Below are 22,831 nucleotides of genomic sequence, written 5' to 3'. Positions count from 1 at the left end.
GCGGAGGAGCGCGCGGAACGGGCGTTCGCGCGACGGCCGGACACGACCCTCGTGGTGGTCGCCCACCGGGTCAGCTCGGCCCGTCGCGCGGACCGGGTGCTGGTCATGGACGGGCGCTCCGTGGCGTACGGGGAGCACGACGAACTGCTCGCCCGCTCCCCCCTCTACCGGGACCTGGTGGGCGCCTGGGGACCCGGGGCGGCCACGCCCCGCCCGGCCGTACGGCGTCCCTCAGAGCCAGCCCTCCCCCTGGGAGATCCGGATCGCGTCGATCCTGTTGCGCGCCCCCGTCTTGCGGGTGATGGCGGCCATGTAGTTGCGCACGGTCCCGTGCGAAAGGTGCAGGCTGCCGGCGATCTCGGCGACGGAGGCGCCCTCCGCGGCCAGGGACAACACGCTCAGCTCACGGCGGGTCAGCGGCATCTCGGCGGCCTTGAGGAAGCCGAAGCCGAGGGAGTCGTCGATGAACCGTCTCCCCCGGGCCACCTCGCGGATCGCGGACACCAGCCGCTGCGGTGACCCCTCCTTGTCGACGTACCCGAGGGCCCCCGCCTCCGCGGCGCGCTTGAGGAGTCCGGGTCTGCCGGCGTGCGCCAGGACGAGGAGCCCCGGGGCGGCGGCGCCGGTGCCGCGCAGGTCGGCCAAGGGCGGGATGCCCACCGCGTCCGCGCAGTACAGGTCCGCCGCGCAGACGTCCGGCCGCAGGGACCGTACGCGCCCCGGCGCCGCACGCCAGGACGCGTCGTACACCGTCAGTCCGGGTTCCGCGCGGAGCCACTCCGCCAGTACCGACCTGACCAGACATTCGTCGTGCACGAGCAGTACCCCGATCACGTTCGCCCTCCGCCTCCCGGACACCCGATGTCCTCCGCCTCAGCGCGTGCCCATTGTTGGCGCCCCCGACCACGCCCGGGCGCGAAGAACCAGCCATCGGGGTGCGAGGGGGCGCACTCGCGGCGCCCGCGCGCGACGCCGCGCATCACCGAGGGGGCATGGCCCGGGCGAGAGGGGGTACAGCGGTTCGTCCACGGCAGGGCGCTCGCCGTGCGCGGGCGGCCTCCAGGGGGGAGCCTGGACCCTGGGGCGCGTCGCGCGGCCGTACGAGGTGCGAGGAGGTGGTCGGCATGGCCGGCGTCCACGCGTCCGGAGGGCGGACGACCGTCGACACGGCCCGGGTCGGCCATCCGCTGCTGTCGCTGGCCCTGGCCGCGATGATGGACGACGTCGAGGCCCACTCCGGCGCGGTGTATCTGCTCACGCCGGACGAACCGGTCCTGGAGATGGCGGTCATGGCGGGGCTGCCCAGATCGTTCGCCGCGCCCTGGGAGCGGGTGGGGCTGAGCGCCCCGGTCCCGGTCTCGGAGGCCGTGCGCGGGCGGCGGCTGGTGTGGGTCAGCGGCGAGGAGCAGATGGCCCGCCGCTATCCCCGGATCGCCATGGTGCTGCCCTACCCGTTCGCCCTGGCCGCGCTGCCGGTGGCGACCCGCGACACCACGTACGGCGCCGTCTTCCTGACCTGGCCCGGCTCCCACCCGCCGGAGCTGAGCGAGCGCGAGCGGGACCAGCTGACGTCCGCCTGCGACCGGCTCGCGAAGCGGCTGCGGCGCGCGGAGGAGGAGGGCCGGCCGGTGCTGCCCGAGCCGGACCTGTCGGCGCCGTCCGCGACCATGGTCGCCGGGACGCTCGGCACGGTGGAGGCGGCGCGGATGGTGGCGCGGCTGCCGTACGGGATGTGCGCGCTCGATCTGCACGGGCGGATCACCTTCGCCAACGCGGCCACGGCCGAACTGCTCGGCATCCCGGTGAGCGCCCTGCTGGGCACCCAGCTGTGGGCGTCGGTGCCGTGGCTCAACGATCCGGTGTACGAGGACCGGTACCGGGCGGCGCTGATGAGCCAGCACGTGACGTCGTTCGTGGCGCTGAGACCGCCGAGCGACTGGCTGTCGTTCCGGCTGTACCCGGGTACGAACGGGCTGAGCGTACGGATCTCCCGGGCCCGCGCGGTCGCCGAGGCCGAGCGGGCCGCGCGGGCGGAGGGCGAGGGGCAGGGCCGGCTGGTGACCATCCACCATGTGCTGGCGCTGGCGAGCGCGCTCACCGAGGCGGTGAGTGTGCAGGACGTGGTGGAGCTGGTCGCCGACGAGATCGCCCCGGCCATCGGCAGCCAGGCCCTGGTGATGTTCGGCTCGCGTGCCGGACGGCTGCATGTGCTCGGGCACCGCGGCTACACCGACCCGCATCTCGTGGAACGCTTCGACGGGATGCCGCTGTCCGCGCCGATGCCCGGGGCGCACGCGCTCACCACCGGGGTGCCGGCCTTCTTCGAGTCCCGGCAGCAGCTGGAGCACCTCTATCCGATGCGGCAGGACTCCCCCGACGGGCTGGGCGCCTGGGCGTATCTCCCGCTGATCGCGTCGGGGCGGCCGGTGGGGACCTGGGTGCTCGGGTACGCGGATCCGCATCCGTTCCCGGCGGACGAACGCGCGGTGCTGACCAGCCTCAGCGGACTGATCGCGCAGGCGCTGGAGCGGGCGCTGCTGTACGACGCCAAGCACCAGGTCGCGCACGGGCTGCAGAAGGCGCTGCTGCCGCACTCGCTGCCGTCGATCCCCGGGATCGAGGCGGCCTCCCGCTATCTGCCCGCCACCCGGGGCATGGACATCGGCGGCGACTTCTTCGACCTGGTCCTCTCGCACGGACGGGCCTCCGCCGTGATCGGTGACGTACAGGGGCACAACGTGACGGCGGCGGGGCTGATGGGGCAGATCCGTACGGCGGTGCGCGCGTACACGACCGTCGGGCAGGCGCCTCAGGAGGTGATGAGCAGCACCAACCGGCTGCTGATCGACCTGGGTTCGGAGCTGTTCGCCAGTTGTCTGTATCTGCGGCTCGATCCGGAGCACGGGACGGCCGTGATGGCGCGGGCGGGGCATCCGCCGCCGTTGCTGCGCCGGCCGGACGGGAAGGTGCGGGTGCTGGACCTCGCGGGTGGGCCGCTGCTCGGGATCGACGCGGAGGCGTCGTATCCGACGACCGAGGTGGCGCTGGCGGAGGGGTCGGTGCTGGTGCTCTACACCGACGGGCTGATCGAGTCGCCGGGGGTCGACATCGAGGAGGCGTTGGCGGAGCTCGGGGAGCGGTTGTCTGCGGCCGGGGAGCGGCCGTTGGACGCGCTGGCCGACAGTCTTGTGCGGGAGATCGGGGCGGCGGAGGAGCGGGCCGATGATGTGGCGTTGCTGTTGCTGCGGGCGACTGGCTCCGCCGGGTGAGGCCTCGGGTTGTTGCCAGGTGGGTCGTTCGTCGGGTGCGGGTGCGTGGGGGCTGGTCGCGCAGTTCCCCGCGCCCCTGAAAAGACGGGGCTTCGCCCCTTTTTCAGAGCGACGAATCGGTCCGGCCCTCCCGCCGGAGGGCCGGACCGTTCCACCTGTCCGCCGGACCGCTGTGGTGTGGCCGGTGGGTGGGCCGTGAGGCGACGGCCGGGGGTCAGTGGCCGCTGAACCCCGGGCCGTCGCTCACGTTCTCGGTGGCGTTCGCCTACTGCTCGACGCCCTGCTCGTCGACACCCTGCTCGTCGACGCCCTGGTCGCCGACGCCCTGGTCGCCGATGCCCTGCTCCTGCTCCTGGCCCGCACCGGCGACGGCACCCGCGTCGCCCTCCTCGCCGGCTCCGGCGGCAGCGGCGCCCTCTTCCTCGCCCGCGCCCGCCGCGGCGGCGCCCTCTTCCTCACCGGCACCGGCCACGGCACCGCCGTCGGCCTCCTCGCCGGCTCCGGCGGCGGCGCCACCGTCGGCCTCTTCGCCCGCACCGGCGGCGGCACCGCCGGCAGCTTCCTCACCGGCGCCCGCGCCGGCGTCGCCGAGGGTGGCACCCGTGGCGGCGAGGGCGGTGGTGACCGGCTGGAAGAAGGTCTCGCCGCCGACGGTGCAGTCGCCGCTGCCGCCGGAGGTCAGACCGATGGCCTGGCCGTCCTCGGTGAACAGCGAGCCGCCGCTGTCGCCGGGCTCGGCGCAGACGTTGGTCTGGATGAGGCCGGTGACCGTGCCCTCGGGGTAGTTCACCGTGGCTTCGAGGCCGGTGACCTGGCCGTCGGCGAGACCGGTGGTGCTGCCCATGCGGAAGACCTGGAGGCCGACCGCGGCCTCGCCGGCCGCGTTGATGTTCACCGTCTGGCCGTTGCCGAGGTCGACCGTGCTGGCCGCCTGGGTCGCCGGGTCGTTGTAGTTGACCAGGGCGAAGTCACCGGCGCCGGGGAACGTGGCGGTCGCCGCGTCGACGGTGGCGATGGGCGCGCCGCCCTCCTCCTCGGACCACTCGGCCTCGGCGACACCGCAGTGACCGGCGGTCAGGAAGGCCGGGGCGCCTTCAGCGTTGAGCACGTTGAAGCCGGCCGAGCAGCGCGCGCCGCCGCCGAAGATGGCGTCGCCGCCCTCCAGGAACGTCTTGAACGTGCCGGCGGACTTCTTGATGGTCGCCATGCCCGAGCCGAGCGACTTGACGGCCGTCTCGATGGTGTCCCAGTTCTCGCCCGTGACCGTGGAGTCGGCGGTGACCTGGAGCTTGTTGGTGCGGGGGTCGATCGCCCAGGCCGTGCCGGGGACGCTGGCCTGCTCCTTCAGCGTGGCCGCGCCCTTCTGGAGCTCGGACCAGCTGTTGTCGACCTCACGGACCTCCGCACCGGCCGACTGGGCCTGGATGATCACGTTGTTGTCGTCGCCGTCGATCTCGAGGCCATCGATGACGTTGATGATGAGCTGCTGCTCGCCCGAGTCGTAGTACGCGCCTGCGAACGCGTCACCGAGCAACTCCTGGAGCTGGGAGGCGAGGTCCGAGGCGTCACTCGCCGCGAGCGTCTTCGGGGCCGCGTCCTTGGACTCCGTCTGCGACGCCATCGCGTTCGGCAGAATGAGGGCCGCCGCACCGATCGCCGCCACGCCGCCTGCGGCTATGAACGCCTTGCGCTTGGTGGCTCGTTTGTGACTCAACTCTTGACCTCCTGGGGACGGGGTCCGTACCGCCGTCCGGCGGGTGAACTCGGGGCGCCTGGTTGCCAGTTGGTACGGATGGTTCCGGTGGGGTGTTCAACGCTCCGCAAAAAGATTCCGATCTTCCATTTCGCAAAGCGCGCTACGCCCGTCGTTCGCGTGCCATTTCACGACTTCCCGCCCGCGCGTCCCCGTGGGTGACCTGTGGGCGCTCTGTGGGTGCCACCGGCCGGCGTCCGGGCGGGCACTGTCCGCGACCGCCCGACAGCGGTCCGTCCACGTCGAAGATCGGGAAACCGGCTTCAGGGAATCTCCACACCGAATGCTCAGCGGAGTCACGGCCGGTGGAAGTTCTGCACAGGCCCGGATCGGGTGCCGTGCCTTTGAGGCGGGACTGTCCCTTTCGTTTTCCGGCCGGCAATGAAGGACGTATGACGATGCCGCGATCCGTGTGGAGAAGCCGCCCCCAAGCCGTGCGCACTCCTGCACCAATGAACCGTCATGGTCACCAACTGCGCTGGTGAGAGGCCATGTTGATTGGATGTGCGCGGCGGCGATCTGCTTATATCCATCGCACCGCGGGGGCCGCCGAGCTCTTGGAGACGGAAGCAGCCAGCTCTCCGGATCGAGAGGTAAGTACCCACGTGCGCGGCCGTCGTTCTGTCCCCAGAAGGGGGCCGCTCCCCCCTGATGAAGAGCTATACGAAGGGAAGTTCCATCATGAACTCCACCCCCCAGGTTGAGACCGCCGAGATCTCGGACGCCGCCCTCGACGCCGTCTCCGGTGGCCTCTCGGTCAACGCCGTCGGCACCGTCACCGGCCTGGTGGACGGCATCGCCCCGGTCTCCGGCCTGGTCAACACGGCCGTCGGCACGGTCGAGGGTGTCACCGGTCTGAACACCGCCCCGGTCACCAGCCTGGTCGCCGGTCTCTGATCGACCCCCAGTACCGCTGAGTCCCGGAACCACCTGACAGGTTCCGGGACTGTCGGGGTGCCCAGAAGTCCCGTCCGAGGGAAGTCCCGTGCAGTTCCGCCAACAGGCCCTCGCCAAGCTCCAGTCGCCGGAGGAACTCGACCTCCCGGTGCGCTTCGCCCGCCCGCAGGGCTGGCTGGTGCTGTCCGTGACGGTGGTCGCCATGGCCGCCGCCTCCGTGTGGGCCGTCACGGGTTCCGTCGCGTCCACGGTCAGCGCGCCCGCCGTCCTCACCCACAACCAGGGCAGTTACGTGCTGCAGAGCCCGGTGGCCGGTCAGGTCACCGCCGTGCTCGCGCGGCAGGGCGAGCGGCTGCCCGCCAGGGCCCCCGTCCTGAAGGTCGCCACCGCCGACGGCGAGCGAGTCGTCCGGTCCGTCGCGGCCGGCCGGGTCTCCGCGCTCGCCGCCACGATCGGCCAGATCATCCAGACCGGCGCGAACGTCGCTGCCGTCGAGAAGGTCGCCGACGCCGACGACCCGCTCTACGCGACGGTGTACGTTCCCGCCGAGAACGCGGCCTCGATCCCGGAGGACGCCGCGGTGGACCTGACCGTGCAGTCGGCGCCCACCCAGCGGTACGGCGTACTGCGCGGCCATGTGAAGAAGGTGGACCGCACCGCGCAGACCCCGCAGTCGATCGGCGCGTTCCTCGGGGACGACCAGCTGGGCGAGCAGTTCACCAAGAAGGGCCGCCCGGTGGCCGTGACCGTACGGCTGGACCGCAAGGCGTCGACCGAGTCGGGCTACCAGTGGTCCTCGCAGGACGGGCCGCCGTTCGAGCTGACCTCCATGACCATGGCCACGGGCTCGATCAGGCTGGCCGACGAGCGTCCGATCGATTGGCTGCTGCCGTGACCGCGTCCCAGGACACCGCCCCGCCTCCCGTACGCGGCAGACGCAAGGCCGCCCCGCAGAAGCGTCCGGTGCCCAAGGGCCGGCAGAAGACGGTCCGTACGCCGACCGTGCTGCAGATGGAGGCCGTGGAGTGCGGCGCCGCCTCCCTCGCCATGGTCCTCGGCCACTACGGACGGCACATCCCGCTGGAGGAGCTGCGGATCGCCTGCGGTGTCTCCCGGGACGGCTCGCGCGCCAGCAATCTGCTGAAGGCGGCCCGCAGTTACGGCTTGACCGCCAAGGGCATGCAGATGGACGTGGCCGCCCTCGCCGAGGTGAAGGCGCCGGCGGTCCTGTTCTGGGAGTTCAACCACTATGTCGTCTACGACGGCATGGGGCGCCGCTTCGGCCGGCGCGGCGTGCACATCAACGACCCCGGCAAGGGCCGCCGGTTCGTGCCGATGGAGGACTTCGACGCGAGCTTCACCGGGGTCGTCCTCGTCATGGAGCCCGGCGAGGGCTTCGAGAAGGGCGGGCGCAGGCCCGGTGTCCTCGGTGCCATGCCCGCCCGGATGCGCGGTACCGCCGGCACGCTGCCCGCCGCCGTGCTCGCCAGTCTGCTGCTGGTGGCGGTCGGCGCGGCGGTGCCCGCGCTGAGCCGCACCTATATCGACATGTTCCTGATCGGCGGCCAGACCTCCCTGCTGGGTGTGCTGTTCACGTCGATGGGCGCCTGTGTGCTGCTGACGGTTCTGCTGACCTGGCTGCAACAGGCGAATCTGCTGCGTGGGCGCCTGATCTCCTCCACTCTCTCCAGCGCCCGCTTCCTGCGCCATCTGCTCCGCCTGCCCGTCACCTTCTTCTCCCAGCGCAGCCCCGCCGACCTCGTCCAGCGGCTCCAGTCCAACGACGCGGTCGCCGAGACCCTGGCCCGCGATCTCGCGGCGGCCGGGGTGGACGCGGTCGTGGTCGTCCTCTACGCCGTCCTCCTCTATACGTACGACCCGCAGCTCACCTTCGTCGGCATCGGGGTGGCACTGCTGAACGTGGTGGCGATGCGGGTGGTGATCCGGCTGCGCGCGACCCGGACGGCGAAGCTGCGCGCCGACAACGCCCGGCTCACCAACACGGCGTACACCGGCCTGCAGCTGATCGAGACGATGAAGGCGACCGGCGGCGAGGAGGGCTACTTCCGCAAGTGGGCGGGGCAGCACGCCACCACGCTGGAGGAGCAGCAGCGGCTCGGCGTGCCGAGCGCCTGGCTCGGTGTCGTCGCCCCGACGCTCGCCACGCTCAACAGCGCGCTGATCCTGTGGATCGGCGGGATGCGCGCGGTCGAGGGCCATATCTCCGTCGGTCTGCTGGTCGCCTTCCAGGCGCTGGTCACCCGCTTCACCGCCCCGATCACCCGTCTCAACGGCGTGGCGGGCCGGATCCAGGACTTCGCGGCCGACGTGGCCCGGCTCAAGGACGTGGAGAACTTCCAGGCGGACCCGCTGTACGCCCGCCCGGACGCCGCCGAGTCCACGCGTCGGCTCCAGGGGCATGTGGAGCTGGAGAACATCACCTTCGGCTACAGCCCTCTCGACAAGCCCCTGCTCACCGGCTTCGACCTGACCGTGGGCCCGGGGCAGCAGGTGGCACTGGTCGGCGGCTCGGGCAGCGGCAAGTCGACGGTGTCGAGGCTGATCTCGGGCCTGTACTCCCCCTGGGAGGGCGTGATCCGCATCGACGGCCGCCGGCTGGAGGACATCCCCCGGGGCGCGCTGGCGGCCTCGGTCTCCTTCGTCGACCAGGAGGTGTTCCTCTTCGAGGGCACGGTCCGCGACAACGTGGCCCTGTGGGACCCGTCCATCCCGGACGAGGCCGTGGTGGAGGCGCTGCGCGACGCGGCCCTGTACGACGTGGTGGTCCGCCGGCCCGGCGGGATCCACAGCCGGGTCGAGCAGGACGGCCGGAACTTCTCCGGCGGTCAGCGGCAACGCCTGGAGATCGCGCGGGCGTTGGTCCGCAGGCCCAGCATCCTCGTCCTCGACGAGGTGACCAGCGCGCTGGACGCGGAGACCGAACTGATCGTGATGGACAACCTGCGCAAGCGCGGCTGCGCGTGTGTGGTGATCGCCCACCGGCTCTCCACGGTCCGCGACAGCGACGAGATCGTCGTCCTCCAGCACGGCACGATCGTGGAACGCGGACGGCACGAGGAGCTGGTGACACGCGGCGGCGCGTACGCCCAGCTGGTCAGGGAGCGATGAGATGACGTCCCCGTCCGGTGAGGGCGCCGAGGGCGACCTCGTCCTCGGCGCGCTCGGCGCCATGGGCACCCCCCTCGACTGCGCCGGCCGCACCCGCCTCGACCTCGAAGGCCCGCAGACGCTGTGGCTGGTGGCCTCCGGCGCGCTGGACCTGTTCGCGGTCGACGCCGTGCAGCAGGGCCACTGGCACCATCTGGGCCGTCTGGAGGCGGGCGCGCTGCTGCTCGGCCCGGTCGCCGGGCCCCAGCACACCCTGGTCGCCCGCCCGCTGCGCGACTGCGTGGTCCGGCGCATCGGCCTGCGCGAGCTGTACCAGCAGGTGGGCACCGAGACCTGGTCGTACGACGAATGGGGCAACCCCCAGCTCGTACCGCCGCAGACCAGCCCCCTCGAATACGCCCTCGCCCTGGGCGTCGGCCGCGGTCTGTCCATCCTCTTCCAGGCGCCGATGGCCACCGAACAGGCCGCCGCGCCCACCGACGACGACGTGTTCTGGATGCGGGTGCCGCCCGGCAGCGTCCAGTACGGCTCGCTGTACGGCGCGGAGGCGGCGGCCGATCTGCTGATGGACCCCGGGGTCTGGCAGAGCATGGTCGACCAGCAGTACCGGCTGCTGGCCACGCTGGACCGCTGGATCGAGCAGCTGGAGCGCACCCACGAGGACCGTACGGCGGCCGGGATCAAGGCCGGTGAGGCGGTCCGCGCCCAGGCCGACCGCACGCTCCTCGCCTCGATCGGCAAGCAGTCCGCGAACCGGCGTACGACGGCCGCCGACGCGGACGCCACGTACGCGGCCTGCAAGGTCGTCGCCCGGACCGCCGGGATCGCCCTCTCCGAACCGGCGCAGAGCGGCACCGAGAGCGACCGGCTCGACCCGGTGGAACGCATCGCGCTCGCCTCCCGGGTCCGGGTCCGTGCCGTACGGCTCGCCGGGAGCTGGTGGCGGGAGAACGTGGGCCCGCTGGTCGGGCACCGGGCCCTGTCCGGGGCCCCGGTGGCGTTGCTGTGGCGGCGCGGCGGCTATGTGGCCGTACAGCCGTCGTCCGGCCGGGAGACGCCGATCGAGAAGGCGAACGCTGCGGAGTTCGAGCCGCGGGCGGTGATGTTCTACCGGCCGCTGCCCGAACGGGTGCTGAGCCCGCTGCGACTGATGCGGTTCAGCCTGCACGGCACGCGCGGCGACATGACGGGCCTGCTGCTCAGCGGCCTGGTCACGGTCCTGCTCGGGTCTCTCGTGCCCATCGCGACGGGCCGGATCCTCGGCGAGTACGTGCCGAAGGCGCAGGAGAACCTGATCGTGCGGGTCTGCCTGGCGATCATGCTGGCGAGCGTGGTGTCGGCCGCGTTCCTGCTGCTGCAGAACATGACGATCCTGAGGCTGGAGGGCCGTATCGAGGCGACCCTCCAACCGGCGGTCTGGGACCGCCTGTTGCGCCTGCCGACCAAGTTCTTCACCTCCCGCTCCACCGGCGAACTGGCCAGCGCGGCCATGGGCATCAGCGCGATCCGCCGCACCCTGGCCGGGGTCGGCCCCGTGGTCGCCCAGTCGGTGACCGTCGGCGCCGTGAACCTCGGACTGCTGCTCTGGTACAGCGTCCCCATGGCCCTGGCGGCGATCGGCATGCTCGTGCTCGTGGCCTCCGTCTTCCTCGGCCTCGGCCTGTGGCAGGTCCGCTGGCAGCGGCGCCTCGTCGTGCTGAGCAACAAGCTGAACAACCAGGCCTTCCAGACCCTGCGCGGTCTGCCGAAGCTGCGGGTGGCCGCCGCCGAGAACTACGCGTACGCCGCCTGGGCGGGCGAGTTCGCGCGCAGCCGGGAGCTGCAGCAGAAGGTCGGCGGCATCAAGAACCTCAACACGGTGCTGGGCGCGGTGTATCTCCCCCTGTGCACCCTGCTGATGTTCATGCTGCTGGCGGGCCCGGCGCGCGGGTCGATGTCGGCGGCGGAGTTCCTCACCTTCAACACCTCGGTGACGATGCTGCTGACGTCGGTGACGCAGCTGACGGGCGCGTTCGTGTCGGCGGTCGCGGTCCTCCCCCTGTTCGAGGAGATCAAGCCGGTGCTGGAGGCCACGCCGGAGGTCCGTACGGCGAGCACGCGCCCCGGTGCCCTCTCCGGCGCGCTGGAGGCCCGCCGGCTCTCCTTCCGCTACGCGGACGACGGCCCGCTGGTGCTGGACGACGTGTCCTTCGCGATCGAGCCGGGCGAGTTCGTGGCGATCGTGGGCCCGAGCGGCTGTGGCAAGTCGACGCTGCTGCGGCTGCTGATCGGCTTCGACAAACCGGTCTCCGGCAGCGTCCTCTACGACGGCCAGGACCTCGGCGCCCTCGACCAGTCCGCCGTGCGCCGCCAGTGCGGGGTCGTACTCCAGCACGCGCAGCCGTTCACCGGTTCGATCCTGGACGTCATCTGCGGGACGGAGCCGTTCACTCCGGAGGAGGCGATGGCTGCCGCCGCGATGGCCGGGCTCGCCGAGGACATCCAGCGCATGCCGATGGGGCTGCACACGATCGTCCAGGGCAACGGGGCGATCTCCGGCGGCCAGCGCCAACGCCTCATGATCGCCCAGGCGTTGATCCGCCGCCCGCGTCTCCTTTTCTTCGACGAGGCCACGAGCGCACTGGACAACGAGACGCAGCGCACGGTGATCGAGAGCACGCGCGCGCTGAACGCGACGCGGGTTGTCATCGCCCACCGGTTGTCCACGGTCATGGACGCGGACCGGGTGGTGGTGATGGAGGACGGCAAGGTGGCGGAGGTAGGCCCTCCGGCCCAGCTGCTGGCGAATCCCGCGGGACGGTTGCACGAACTGGTCCGCCGTCAGATGGCTTGAGCGGCGGCGCGGAAGAGCTCGGGGGTGGGGGGTGCGTCGGCGGGTGCGGGTCCGGTGGGGGCTGGTCGCGCAGTTCCCCGCGCCCCTGAAAAAACGGGGCTGCGCCCCTGCTTTTTCACGGCCCGCAGGGGCCGTGTCTTTTAGGGGCGCGGGGAACTGCGCGAGAAGCCCCACCGGACCCGCGCATACCCACCCACCCCGCGCGGAGCGCGAAAGGGGGTCGAAGGGGCGCAGCCCCTGGGGATGGGACGGGTAGGGGCGGCGGGGGCGATCAACGACGGCGCGGCAGGAGCGCGATCGCCGCCACCGGGACCACTGCCAGCACAACCCACGGCACCACCCGAGACACCCCCGAGTCCATCAGCGCCCCGGCCCCCGCACTACCCCCCAGCACGATCAACCCGGACACCGAGGACATCGCCCCGGTGTAGAGCCCCAACCTCCCCGCCACCGCAAGATCCGGCACCCACGCCCGCGCCGCCGGCGCCACCAACATCTGCCCCACCGTCAGCAACACCACGAACCCGGCGGCAGGCAACAGCCCCGCGTTCCCGGCCCACCCGGCGGGCAGCGCGAGGCCCACCACCAAGAACCCACCCGAGATCAGCAGCAGCCCCGCCACCATGGACCGCCGCAGATCCCACCGCTCCGCAACCCACCGCGTGACCGGCAACTGCGCGGTCACCACCAGCAGCGACGACAGCCCGAACAGCCAGGCGAGCGCGGACTGCGACCCCGTGGCCCGCTCCACCTCGTCGGGGAGCAGCAGATACAGCTGGTTGTACGCCAGCAGATACGCCCCGTACGCACAGCACAGCGCCAGGAACCGGCGGTTGCGCAGCAGCCCGCCGAGGCCGCCCTTCACCGCGACCCGCTCCCGTCCCGGGATGTGCTGCGGCAGCAGCCACGCGTGCCCGGCGAGGACGAGCACGAAGACCCCGGCGCCCACGAGACACACCACCCGGAAGTCCACGGCCAGCAACAGCGCGCCGATGAGCGGCCCGACGAACGCGCCGGCCTGTCCCGCCACCGTGAACAGCGCGAGGACGCTCGTACGGGGGCCGCCGCCCGACTCCTCCCAGACCACGGCCTGCCGGGCGACCTCCGACTCGACGGCGGGCGAGAACAGGGCCGCCGCGAACCCGATCAGCAGGACGGATCCGATGACCGACCAGTCCGCGTCCGCGTAGCCGAGCCAGGCGAAGCCGCCGATCCGCAGCGCGCACCCGACCAGGACGACCGGCCGTACGCCGTAGCGGTCGGCCAGTGCCCCGCCGACGACGAACAGCCCCTGCTGGCTGAAGGTGCGCAGCCCGAGCACGAAGCCGACCATCCAGCCGGCCATGCCGATCGCCGTACCGAGATGCTCGGCGAGGAACGGCAGCACGGCGAAGAACCCGATGTTGAAGGCGAGTTGGGTGAGAATCAGCAGCCGGAGCAGAGGGTTGAGCTTCGCCCAGGTGCCGCGCCGGGAGGGCTTGGCCGTGCTCTGCTCAGGCGCTTCGTCCGCTGCCCGCCGCTCCGCCGCGTCGCTCACCGGCTGCTTCCGCTGGGGCTCTGTCATCCGGTCTCTCCGACGGTCGCTGCGACGGCCGGCCCCGGCCGGCGGGCGCTCCCGGCGAACGGCAGGCGCGGCCACCGCACTCCGCCCGTCGCCGTGACCGCGAGGGCGCCCAGGAGGGCGAGGGCGGTGGCGGGGGCGGCGACGGCCCAGGGGGCGCGTTCGGCGTAGGGCTGGTTCTCGGCGAGCAGGAGGCCCCATTCCGGGTCCGGTGGCTGCGCGCCGAGGCCGAGGAAGCCGAGGGCGGTGAGGGCGAGGGCCACACCGGGGAGCCGCAGGAGGGCGTGCCGGGCGACGGGGGGCAGGACGGCGGGGAGCAGTTCGCGGCGGAGGAGATAGCCGGTGTCCGCGCCGAGCCCCTTGGTCGCCGTGATGTGCGTCGTGGCCCGCTCCTGTTCGAGCAGGGCCGTGGTGTGCGCGGCGAGCGGCACCCAGGCGACGGCGGCCACGGCCAGCGCGGGTGTCGCCGCTCCGCTGCCGGCGACTCCGGCGACGAGCAGGCCCGCGAGGACCGGGGGGATGGCGTTGACGGTGTCGACGAGGGGCCCGGAGAAGCGGGGCAGCAGACCGAGCAGAAGTCCCGCGAGGAGGGCGGCGGCGCTGATGGTGACGGCCAGGGAGAGAGTGGTGAACGCCCCGTGCCCGATCCGGGCGAGGAGGTCGCGGCCGAGCGCGTCGGTGCCCAACGGGTGGGCCCAGGATGGCGGTTGGAGCCGCGATCCGGTGTCCAGGGTGAGCGGGTCACGGGTCAGACCGAGTGCGACGACCGCGAGGAGCAGCGTGCCGTGGAGCAGTGGAGTGCGGCGGGGGGCGGGCGGCTTCGGGCGGTGCAGGGACTGGAGTGCGCCGTCGCGGAGGGCCGGGCCGATGAGGAGGCGGGCGGCGAGCCGGGCGAGTGCTCCGGCGACGGCGGCCAGCAGGACCAGGGCGAGGGTGCCGGCCTGGAGGACGGGGAGGTCCTGGGCGATCGCGGCCTGGAGGGTGGTACGGCCGAGGCCGGGTATGTCGAAGATCTGCTCGACGGTGACGGCGCCGCCGGTAAGGCCGACGACGAACAGGCCGAGGTTGGGCAGCAGTCCGGGTATGCAGCGGCGTACGGCTTGGCGGGCGGTGGCCCGCCCGGGTATGCCGCGGGCGGCGGCGGCCAGCGCCCAGGGTTCGGCGAAGGCGCCGGGCAGCAGGTCGTCGAGCATCCGGCCGAGCAGCGCGCCCGCGGGCAGGCCGAGGGCGAGCGCGGGCAGCACCATCCACTCGGGCCCGTACCAGCCGAGCGCGGGCAGCCAGCCGAGGTGCACGCCGACGACGACGGCGAGCACGGAGGCGGTGAGGAACTCGGGCAGCGCGGCGAGCATCGCGGCCAGGCTGCCGCCGCCGCGGCGGTCGTCGAGGCGGCGGTGCGCGCCGAGCCACAGGGTGCGGGCGCAGACCGCCGCGGCCGTGGCCGCCGCGACGACGAGCGCGGCGGCCATCAGCAGCACGGAGACCCCGAGGGCCTGGACGACGGACGGGGTGACCTCGGCGCCGGAGATCCACGACCGGCCCGCGTCACCGTGCGCCAGCCCGCCGAACCACTCCGCGAGGAGCTTCGCCGGGCCGGCGTCGAGGCCGATCTCGTCCCGTACGGCCGCCAGGACCTCGGGGGTCGGGTCGCGTTCGGCGGAGCGTGCCTTGAGGACGGTGAGCGCCGGGTCGGTGCGCGACAGCCAGGGCAGCAGGCCGATGGCGCACAGCAGCGTGGCGGCGAGCAGGGTCCGCCAGAGTGCCCGTATCAGCGCCGGGTCCCCGTTCCGACCAGCGTGCGCTCGTAGGGGTCGAGGATGACACCCTGGACGGAGTCGCCGACGCCGGTGATGATCCGCTGGTGCACGAGCGGGACGGTGGCGTCGGTGGCGAGGATGGCCGCCTCGGCGGTCATGGCCGCCTGCTGCCGCTTGGCGGTGTCGGCCTCCTTCGCGGCGGCGGCGACCGCCCGGTCGACCTTCTTGTCGCAGAGCAGGGCGAGGTTGTAACTGCCGTCGCAGGTGAAGTCGCTGGCCATGATGGAGACGGGGTCGCCGGTGTCCAGCAGGGAGTTGCGGGCGCCGACGAAGGCGTCGAACTTCCCGGCGAGGGCGTCGCTCTCCAGCCGTGAGTACTCGCGGACCTCCAGCTTCACCTTGAACCCGGCCTTCTGGAGCTGCTGTTGCAGCACCTGGGCGACCTCGGGCAGCTCGGGCCGGTTGTCGTAGGTGGCGACGGTGATGGAGGTGCCGTCGCCCTCGGTGGCCTTCGCGCGCCCGGCGGGCTCGACGCGCTTGTCGGCGGCCCAGGTCACGGCGGGCCCGAAGATGCCGACGCCGGCGTCCGCGTGGCCCTCGTAGACGTCCTTGGCGAGGACGGAGCCGTCGACGGCCTCACGGGCGGCGGCCCGGAGCTTCGGGTCCTTGAAGGCACCGGACTTGGTGTTGAGGAGGAGGCTGGTGGTGCGGGTGGTGGCCGTCTCGCGCCGGGTGTCCTGGTCGAGGGTGGAGGCCTGTGCCACGGGGACGGCCTCGGCCACGTCGACCTGGTCGGTGCGCAGGGCGTTGGTGCGGGCGGAGCCGTCGGCGATGAACTTGGCGTCGATGCCGCTCGCCTGGGCGCGTCCGCCCCAGTAGGCGTCGAAGCGGTCCAGGGTGGCGGCGGTGGTGCCGGTGACCTCGGTGACCTCGAAGGGGCCGGTGGCCGTGCCGACCGGGTCGACGCGCTTGCCGCCGTAGGCCTTGGCGGACAGGATCGCGAGGCCGGGGCTGGTGAGCCGCAGCGGCAGGGCGGGGTCGGGGTCGTCGGTGGTGACACGGACCTGACGGTCGCCGTCCGCCTTCGCGGTGAGCTTGACGCCGGAGAGCGCGGCGGTGACCGGTTCGGCCTCGGTGGCGTGGGTGAGGGCGGCGGCGACGGTGGCCGGGGTGACGTCGGTGCCGTCCTGGAAGGTGGCCTCACGCAAGGTGAAAAGCCAGTTCCGGTCGTTTTCCCGGGTCCAGGACTCGGCGAGCGCGGGGGCCGCGGAGCCGTTGGCGTCGAGCTTGGTGAGGCCCTCGGTGACGCCGAGGCGGCTGAGGAGGGTGGCGTCGGCGCCGTAGGGCGAGAAGTTCTCGGCGGGCGGGAAGGCGAGGGCCACGCGCAGGCGGGAGCCGTCGGCCGACTTGTCGTCAGAAGTCTCGCCGTTCGAGGCGAAGCAGCCGGTCAGGGCGGGGGCGAGAAGCAGGCCGGCGACGACGCGACGGCGACGGGGTGAGCGCATGGTCCTTGGTTCTCTGTGAGGGACAGGGGTGAGCAGGTGGCGCGCGACACACCCTACATGAGAATGATTATCATCTAACCTGCGAGGGGGTCGAGGGGGTCGACGGCCTGCGGCACGAGAAGAGGCGCCCCCTGCGGCACCGGGATCTCGAAGTGCACGACCCGCTCGCCCGTCACCTCACGCTCGTCGCACACGGCCACGCCCTGCGAGCGCCAGAAGTCCTCGGCGCCGGGCACGCCGGGGTCGGTGTGCAGATAGACGGAGCGGTAACCGCCGTCCGCCGCCGCGAAGTCCAGCAGCGCCGCGACCAGCCGCCGGGCCAGCCCGCGCCGCCGGTGCTCGGCACGCACGTACACCCGGCGCAGCTGGGCGGTCCCGCCCGAGGGGTAACGCTCCGCCAGCCAGCGGGGGTTGGGCGGATGGGCGGGGCCCCGGGAGTCCAGGGCGCCGGTGGCGACGACCGCGCCGTCCCGCGCGTCGACCGCCACCAGGAGCACATGCCGGGCGGGGGCGACGTACGCGCCCTCCAGATCGATGATGTCCCCGTGCCAGCGCGGCACATAGCCGGTGCCGAAGTCGCGGTAGACGGTGTCGAGCATCACCGTACGGGCGCCGTCGAGGTCGTCGGGTCCTGCCACCCTGATGTCATAGTGCTGCACCTGCGCATCATATGCAATAAGTCTGATCATTCCACTGGGGGGTGCGCGGCGGCCGCTCGCCGGAGGGTGGTGAAGCACGGCGGCATCCGGCCGGTATGCAACTGTGTGCCACTGACCGCCGTGCGGGCTACGCGTGTTGAGGCGCTCACCGGGTACTCCGTCGGTCATGCGGATGAGCGTGGTGGATGTGGGATCGAACACGGTACGGCTCGTGGTGGCGGACGCCGAGGGCGGAATACCGCTGCCGGTGCACACCGCCAAGTGGCGCCTGCGGCTGTCCGAGCAGGTGACGCCCGGGGGCGAGGTGCCCGAGGAGGCCGTACGGCAGTTGTGCGACGCGGTCGCGGCGGCGGCGCGCACGGCGGAGAGATGGGGGGCGTCGACGCCGCTGGCGTTCGCGACCGCCGTGGTGCGCTCCGCGCCGAACTGCCGGGAGGTGCTGCGGACCGTGCGCGCGGAGACCGGGATACCGATCTGCACCCTGCCCGGCGAGGTGGAGGCCGAACTGACCTTCCTCGGCGCACGGCGGTGGATGGGCTGGCGGTCGGGACCGCTCGCGCTGCTGGACATCGGCGGCGGCTCGCTGGAGGTGGCCTTCGGCCGGGGCCGGCTGCCGGACTTCGTGGCCTCGCTGCCCCTGGGCGCCAACCGGCTGACCCATGAGTTCTTCCAGGGGCAGGACCCGCCGTCCCCGGACAGCATCAAGGCGCTGCGGCGCAAGGTCCGCCACCAGCTCCGGGACGTCTCCGCCCGCATCCGCTGGGAGGGGCCGCGCACCGCCGTGGCCACCTCGCGCACCTTCCAGCAGCTCTCCCGGCTGTGCGGGTCGGCGCCGGGTCGTCAAGGGCCGTTCGTGGAGCGGGAGTTGCGGTGCGCGGACCTGGGCCTGGCCATCGACCGCCTCGCCGCCCTCCCCGCCGCCGAGCGGTCCGTCCTGCCCGGCATCTCCGCGCCCCGGGCGACACAGAGCCTCGCCGGAGCGCTGGTCGGGCACACCACGATGAAGCTCGCCGGCCTGAAGTCCGTGACGATCTGCCCCTGGGCGATCCGCGAAGGCGTCCTGCTGCGGCACATCGAGGACGGTCCGGCGTGGTGGGCGGAGGCGACGCGGGACATCGAGGACACCGGGCCGGGCGGTTCGAGCGCGGCGGGCGCCGTGCCCCTGCGTATCGCCGTGCCGGCCCACTGAACCGTGCGCTCCACATCAGCGATCCACCGCAATGTCAATGGTCAGCACGGAAGTTCACCTTTTCGAGTGCTGTAAATCTTGCGCCGGGCGTGAAAGGGGTGGCCGGCTCCGCGCCGGGGTAGCTAACGGGACCGAATGCGCCCTACCCCTGACAAGGTGGAGCCGCCATGCCCCCGGATGCCCATGACCGTGCCGTCCCCCGGCCCGAGGACACGGCCGCCGGAGCCGGGCCCGGACCCGCGTCCGGAGCCGGGCCCGCATCCGAAGCCGGGCCCGGATCCGGACCGGTGGCGGCGAATCCGTACGCCCGTACTCACCGGTCCGGCCCGTTCACCGTGATCGAGGTCTCGGGTGAGATCGACATCGCCTCGGCGGGCCTCGTGGCCGAGCATCTGACGGCCGCCGTCACCGGGCCCGGCCGACGGCCCGGCGAGCCGGACGTGCTCGTCGACCTGCGGGGCGTCTCCTTCTTCGACTGCTCGGGCCTGCGCGTCCTGTGCCGGGCGGAGGCCACGGCCCGGGCACGCGGCGGCCGGCTGCGCCTGGTCTCCGACCAGCCCCGGATACGGCGCCTGCTGCGCGCCGCAGGGCTGTTGGGCCGCTTCCCACCGCTCCCGGACCTTCCGCCCACTCCCCTGTCTCCGCCTCCGTCTTCGCAAGGGCCAAGTCTCAAGTAGCAGTTCAATGAAACGATTGAAGGACCTGCGGCAGGCGCACACCCGTTCCGGCGGACACCGGCACGGAATCCGAGCGAGACAGAAGTGGAGACAGAAGTGGAGACGCGCGAAGTCAACTACCCGGCCCTGAAGCTGAAGGACCAGGCTTGCAGGCAGAGTGAGACGGAAAGCTGAGGTCCCACTGTGGTTCCCTGCGTCCGGTGCCGCTAGGCGGTACTGGGGCGGTTGACTGCGCCCCGCTTCCACACAGCATCAGCCCGGTGGGCGATGTTGCGGGAGCCGTTGTGGTCCGCATGCAGCACGGTCCCGCAGGACCGGCATACGAACCGTGCTTGATCCACTCGGTTGGTCCGGTGGGTGTGCCGGCACTCCGAGCACTGCCGGGAGGTATTGCGCGGGTCCACGTGGACCACGGGCACACCAGCCCGCCTGGCCTTGTACTCGACAAAGGAGCCGAGTTGGGCGAACGCCCAGGAGGAAAGCCGTGCCCGCTGGTCTTTCTTGGCCGTAACCCTCTGCCGGATACCGGTCAGGTCTTCCAGACCGATACCCCTGGAGGTGCGTTCAGCGGTATCCAAGAGCTTCTTGGCGATGATGTGGTTGCGCTGGGTGGCGTACCGGGCTTCCTTGCGCCGCTGGCGCTTGAGGGCACGGGCCGCGCTCTTGGTGCGCTTCTTCTGCAGCTTCGAGCGCAGGTCACGCTTGCCCCGCCTGCTGCCCTGCTCCGCAGGAGCTTCGATTCTTCCCCGCAAGCGGGAGGGCATCCCCACCCCGACCTGAAGGACGGGGCATCCTCGAAGGAGATCAGGTGAAGTTTCTTCTCGAAGTCGACCTGGACAGCACGGACTGGGACGAGGGCACCACCGTCCAGGAGTTGGAGCGCATCCTGCGCTACTGGGGCGGCAACCTCCGGCACTGCGAGATCACTCCCGGGGACGGCCAGCCCCTGTACGACACCGGCCATCAGGAGGTCGGCCGCTGGACCGTCACCGAGTGAACGCCTGAAGGCCCCCGGCAGTTGATGCCGGGGGCCGGCCCTCGGCCCCACTCCGCTCGGCCGGCCCCCGGACGGGGATCGCGTGACACTCCGCGACAGGGCTCGCGCTCCCCAGCCACGAACCCTCGCTCATCACTCACGGGACCACGCGACCCCGGTCTGTTCGGCCGCCACGAAGCGGCCTTGTCCCAGGGATCGTTCAGAAGGCGTACAGGACGCTCGCGCCCGAGCTCTTCAGGCACTCGTTGGCGAAGACGCGCTCGTACGCGACGCGCTTGCCCTGCCAGACACCGTGCACGGTGACGACCACCGGGTCGTACTGCTTGGTGCACATCGCCCCGCCCATGCCGCTCAGGGCGGCGAAGTCGCCGCCGCTGTCGCGGAGTTCGGCGCAGGCGTCGACGGGCGCCGGGTGCGTGCCGGAGGCCTTGGGCGCACAGGTCAGCGTGACCGCGCGCTCGGGGGTGACGGCGACCGCGTTCTCGCCGTGGCCCATGGTCAGGACCAGGGCCGAGGGGGCGTACAGCCCGGACACGGCGGGCGCGGCCACGGCGGGCTCGGGGGTGGTGAGCGCCGGGGCGGCGAGCGCGGAGCCCGTGAGGGGACCGCAGACGGCGGTGGCCGCCAGGGTCAGAGTCGCTGCCAGGCGCGCGGTCTTCGGCATGGTGTGCATCCTTCCGCTCTGCAGGAGTGCCCGGACGGCCCCGTCACATCGGTCGTGTGTACGAGGCCGGCCCGGTCGGTGCCGGATCGGCGAGCGCGAGTCTGCCGGGTCCAGGGCCGGAACACACATCGACCCCACAGGTTTCGGTAACTTTGAGTATTGAATCAGTGGCGTGAAGTCACGGAGATCGACCACGTGAACCCCGATTCTGAGCGGTTCCCGATCGCTCCATGATCACAAATGGCCGGATCTCCACCACTGAGCAATCGGCCTGAAACATTCCGCTTCCCTGCCCGGACCCCCTCACGATGGTGGACGATTCATCCACTCGCACCCCGGAAAATGGACGAAGCGCCCCCTGGTGTCGACTCGACGGGCGCCCGTACCGTCACCTCACCCCCTGAGGACGGCTTCCGCTCCTGCCCGAGACGCCCCCACCCCGGCACCCCGGCACCCCGGCACCCACCAACATCCGGCAATCCCCGCCAGCTCCCGGCCAATCCCCTTGCCCCCGGCACCCGCCGACACCCAGCAGCACCCCGACCCCGGCACCCACCGATCCCCGCCAGCGCGCTGGCGCCCCCGGCCCCCTCTTCCGACCGATCGCTCGCGCGTGGCGGTGGACGGCGGGCGTCGGGGTCGTCAGGATCGTCGGCGACGTGGTGGGTTGCTGACGGTGAGGGGCGGGTCGGGCGGATGGCGAAGCACTGGGCGGACTTTCAGTACGAGATCTATCTGGGCGGGATGGGCGGGGCCGTGCCACGGCTGCCCGCCGAGTTGAGCCGGCTGGAGGAGTTGGCCGAGCACCGGCTCGGCGCCGGCCCGGTCGGCTATGTGGCGGGCAGCGCGGGGGACGGCAGCACGGCCCGCGCCAACCGGGCGGCGCTGGACCGGCACCGCATCGTGCCCCGGCTGCTGCGGGACGTCAGCGAACGCGACCTGTCCGTCGAGGTGTTGGGCCGTACGCTGCCGGCGCCGGTGGCACTCGCCCCGGTAGGCGTGCTGTCGATCGTGCACCCCGAGGCGGAGTCGGCGGCCGCACGGGCCGCCGCCGCGCAGGGCGTGCCGTACATCCTGTCCTCGGCGTCCAGCACGCCCCTGGAGCGGGTCGCGGAGGTGCTGGGCGACGCGGAGCGCTGGTTCCAGCTGTACTGGGCGAAGGACCGCGAGGTCACCCGGAGCTTCCTGCACAGGGCGAAGGCCTCCGGGTACTCCGTGCTCGTCGTCACCCTCGACACGCCGCTGCTCGGCTGGCGGCCACGCGATCTGGAACGGGCGTATCTGCCGTTCCTGCACGGTGTCGGCACCGCCAACTACTTCTCCGACCCGGCGTTCCAGGCGGGGCTCGCCAAACCCGTGCACGAGGATCCGAACGCGGCCGTGCTGCACTTCGCGGGCATGTTCGGCGACCCGGGGAAGACCTGGCCCGATCTGGCGTTCCTGCGCGAACACTGGGACGGGCCGATCGTGTTGAAGGGGGTCCTGCACCCGGACGACGCACGGCTCGCGGCGGACGCGGGGATGGACGGGGTGGTCGTGTCCAACCACGGGGGACGGCAGGTGGCCGGGGGTGTGGGGGCCGCCGACGCGCTGCCGGGGGTGGTGCGGGCGGTGGGTGAGCGGATGGAGGTGCTGTTCGACAGTGGGGTGCGCAGTGGGGACGACGTCTTCAAGGCGCTGGCGCTCGGGGCCCGGGCGGTGCTGGTCGGGCGGCCGTACGTCTATGGTCTCGCCCTCGACGGGCAGGCCGGCGTCGAACATGTCATCCGCTGTCTGCTCGCCGAACTCGACCTGACGCTCGCGCTGTCGGGGCACGGGACGCCGGGGTCGGTGGGGGCCGACAGCCTCTTCGGCTCCGCCTGACCGGCCAGCCCCTTCGCGCTCCGCGCGGGGGTGGGTGGGTACGCGCGGGTCCGGTGGGGCTTCTCGCGCAGTTCCCCG

General features: G+C 72.3%; 17 protein-coding genes. 9 read left to right on the top strand and 8 right to left on the bottom strand.

What is annotated here, in order from left to right; translation table 11 throughout:
• Positions 1-231: 231 nt before the first annotated feature.
• Positions 232-834, bottom strand: coding sequence for a LuxR C-terminal-related transcriptional regulator (locus ACZ7MG_RS25615; RefSeq protein ID WP_471380818.1), 603 nt, complete (start codon positions 832-834; stop codon positions 232-234).
• Between the two features lie 290 nt (positions 835-1,124).
• Between ACZ7MG_RS25615 and ACZ7MG_RS25610 the strand changes: the two genes are divergently transcribed.
• Entirely contained in the window at positions 1,125-3,269 is a 2,145-nt protein-coding gene (locus tag ACZ7MG_RS25610; protein ID WP_471380817.1) for a SpoIIE family protein phosphatase, read from the top strand.
• A gap of 265 nt (positions 3,270-3,534) precedes the next feature.
• Here the strand turns inward: ACZ7MG_RS25610 and ACZ7MG_RS25605 are convergent, their stop codons facing one another.
• Complete coding sequence (locus ACZ7MG_RS25605; RefSeq protein ID WP_471380816.1) at positions 3,535-4,983, bottom strand: S1 family peptidase; 1,449 nt, start codon at positions 4,981-4,983, stop codon at positions 3,535-3,537.
• A gap of 720 nt (positions 4,984-5,703) precedes the next feature.
• Between ACZ7MG_RS25605 and ACZ7MG_RS25600 the strand changes: the two genes are divergently transcribed.
• From ACZ7MG_RS25600 to ACZ7MG_RS25585, 4 genes are all read left to right on the top strand, one after another.
• Positions 5,704-5,919: a hypothetical protein gene (locus ACZ7MG_RS25600; RefSeq protein ID WP_033528587.1), complete on the top strand. Its 216-nt coding sequence runs from the start codon at positions 5,704-5,706 to the stop codon at positions 5,917-5,919.
• Between the two features lie 88 nt (positions 5,920-6,007).
• Complete coding sequence (locus tag ACZ7MG_RS25595) at positions 6,008-6,814, top strand: hypothetical protein (protein WP_471380814.1); 807 nt, start codon at positions 6,008-6,010, stop codon at positions 6,812-6,814.
• 68 nt (positions 6,815-6,882) lie between these two features.
• Positions 6,883-9,048, top strand: coding sequence for an NHLP family bacteriocin export ABC transporter peptidase/permease/ATPase subunit (locus ACZ7MG_RS25590; RefSeq protein WP_471381710.1), 2,166 nt, complete (start codon positions 6,883-6,885; stop codon positions 9,046-9,048).
• Position 9,049: 1 nt separating this feature from the next.
• A complete protein-coding gene (locus ACZ7MG_RS25585) occupies positions 9,050-11,881 on the top strand; it encodes an NHLP bacteriocin export ABC transporter permease/ATPase subunit (protein ID WP_471380813.1) in 2,832 nt (943 codons plus the stop codon).
• A gap of 271 nt (positions 11,882-12,152) precedes the next feature.
• On the opposite strand, the gene ACZ7MG_RS25580 is transcribed toward ACZ7MG_RS25585, so the two are convergent.
• From ACZ7MG_RS25580 to ACZ7MG_RS25565, 4 genes are all read right to left on the bottom strand, one after another.
• A complete protein-coding gene (locus ACZ7MG_RS25580) occupies positions 12,153-13,445 on the bottom strand; it encodes an MDR family MFS transporter (protein ID WP_471380812.1) in 1,293 nt (430 codons plus the stop codon).
• A complete protein-coding gene (locus ACZ7MG_RS25575; RefSeq protein WP_471381708.1) occupies positions 13,442-14,911 on the bottom strand; it encodes an ABC transporter permease subunit in 1,470 nt (489 codons plus the stop codon). Before ACZ7MG_RS25575 ends, ACZ7MG_RS25580 begins: the two co-directional genes overlap by 4 nt.
• A 299-nt stretch (positions 14,912-15,210) precedes the next feature.
• The gene (locus ACZ7MG_RS25570; protein WP_471380811.1) at positions 15,211-16,704 is read right to left on the bottom strand and encodes an ABC transporter substrate-binding protein; all 1,494 of its coding nucleotides are present in this window, start codon (positions 16,702-16,704) and stop codon (positions 15,211-15,213) included.
• Between the two features lie 74 nt (positions 16,705-16,778).
• Positions 16,779-17,363, bottom strand: a complete 585-nt coding sequence (locus ACZ7MG_RS25565; protein ID WP_471380809.1) for a GNAT family N-acetyltransferase — start codon at positions 17,361-17,363, stop codon at positions 16,779-16,781.
• Between the two features lie 166 nt (positions 17,364-17,529).
• On the opposite strand from ACZ7MG_RS25565, the gene ACZ7MG_RS25560 reads away from it, so the two are divergent.
• A complete protein-coding gene (locus ACZ7MG_RS25560) occupies positions 17,530-18,552 on the top strand; it encodes a Ppx/GppA family phosphatase (protein ID WP_471380808.1) in 1,023 nt (340 codons plus the stop codon).
• Positions 18,553-18,719: 167 nt separating this feature from the next.
• On the top strand, positions 18,720-19,229 hold the full coding sequence (locus ACZ7MG_RS25555; RefSeq protein ID WP_471380807.1) for an STAS domain-containing protein: 510 nt from the start codon (positions 18,720-18,722) through the stop codon (positions 19,227-19,229).
• Between the two features lie 206 nt (positions 19,230-19,435).
• Here ACZ7MG_RS25555 and ACZ7MG_RS25550 read toward each other — a convergent pair whose 3' ends face one another.
• A complete protein-coding gene (locus ACZ7MG_RS25550; RefSeq protein WP_471380805.1) occupies positions 19,436-19,981 on the bottom strand; it encodes an RNA-guided endonuclease TnpB family protein in 546 nt (181 codons plus the stop codon).
• A 56-nt stretch (positions 19,982-20,037) separates the two neighbouring features.
• Between ACZ7MG_RS25550 and ACZ7MG_RS25545 the strand changes: the two genes are divergently transcribed.
• Positions 20,038-20,226 (top strand): hypothetical protein, encoded by a 189-nt coding sequence (locus ACZ7MG_RS25545; RefSeq protein ID WP_471380804.1) that lies wholly within the window; start codon positions 20,038-20,040, stop codon positions 20,224-20,226.
• A 199-nt stretch (positions 20,227-20,425) separates the two neighbouring features.
• Here the strand turns inward: ACZ7MG_RS25545 and ACZ7MG_RS25540 are convergent, their stop codons facing one another.
• Entirely contained in the window at positions 20,426-20,890 is a 465-nt protein-coding gene (locus ACZ7MG_RS25540; RefSeq protein ID WP_471380803.1) for a subtilase-type protease inhibitor, read from the bottom strand.
• A gap of 696 nt (positions 20,891-21,586) precedes the next feature.
• Here ACZ7MG_RS25540 and ACZ7MG_RS25535 point away from each other — a divergent pair.
• Complete coding sequence (locus ACZ7MG_RS25535; RefSeq protein WP_471380802.1) at positions 21,587-22,753, top strand: lactate 2-monooxygenase; 1,167 nt, start codon at positions 21,587-21,589, stop codon at positions 22,751-22,753.
• The last annotated feature ends 78 nt before the right edge of the window (positions 22,754-22,831 follow it).

This window comes from Streptomyces sp. NPDC107538 (genome assembly GCF_055657445.1).
The sequence above is the reverse complement of the archived record's forward strand: the minus strand, read 5'-3'. Positions and strand labels throughout refer to the sequence as shown.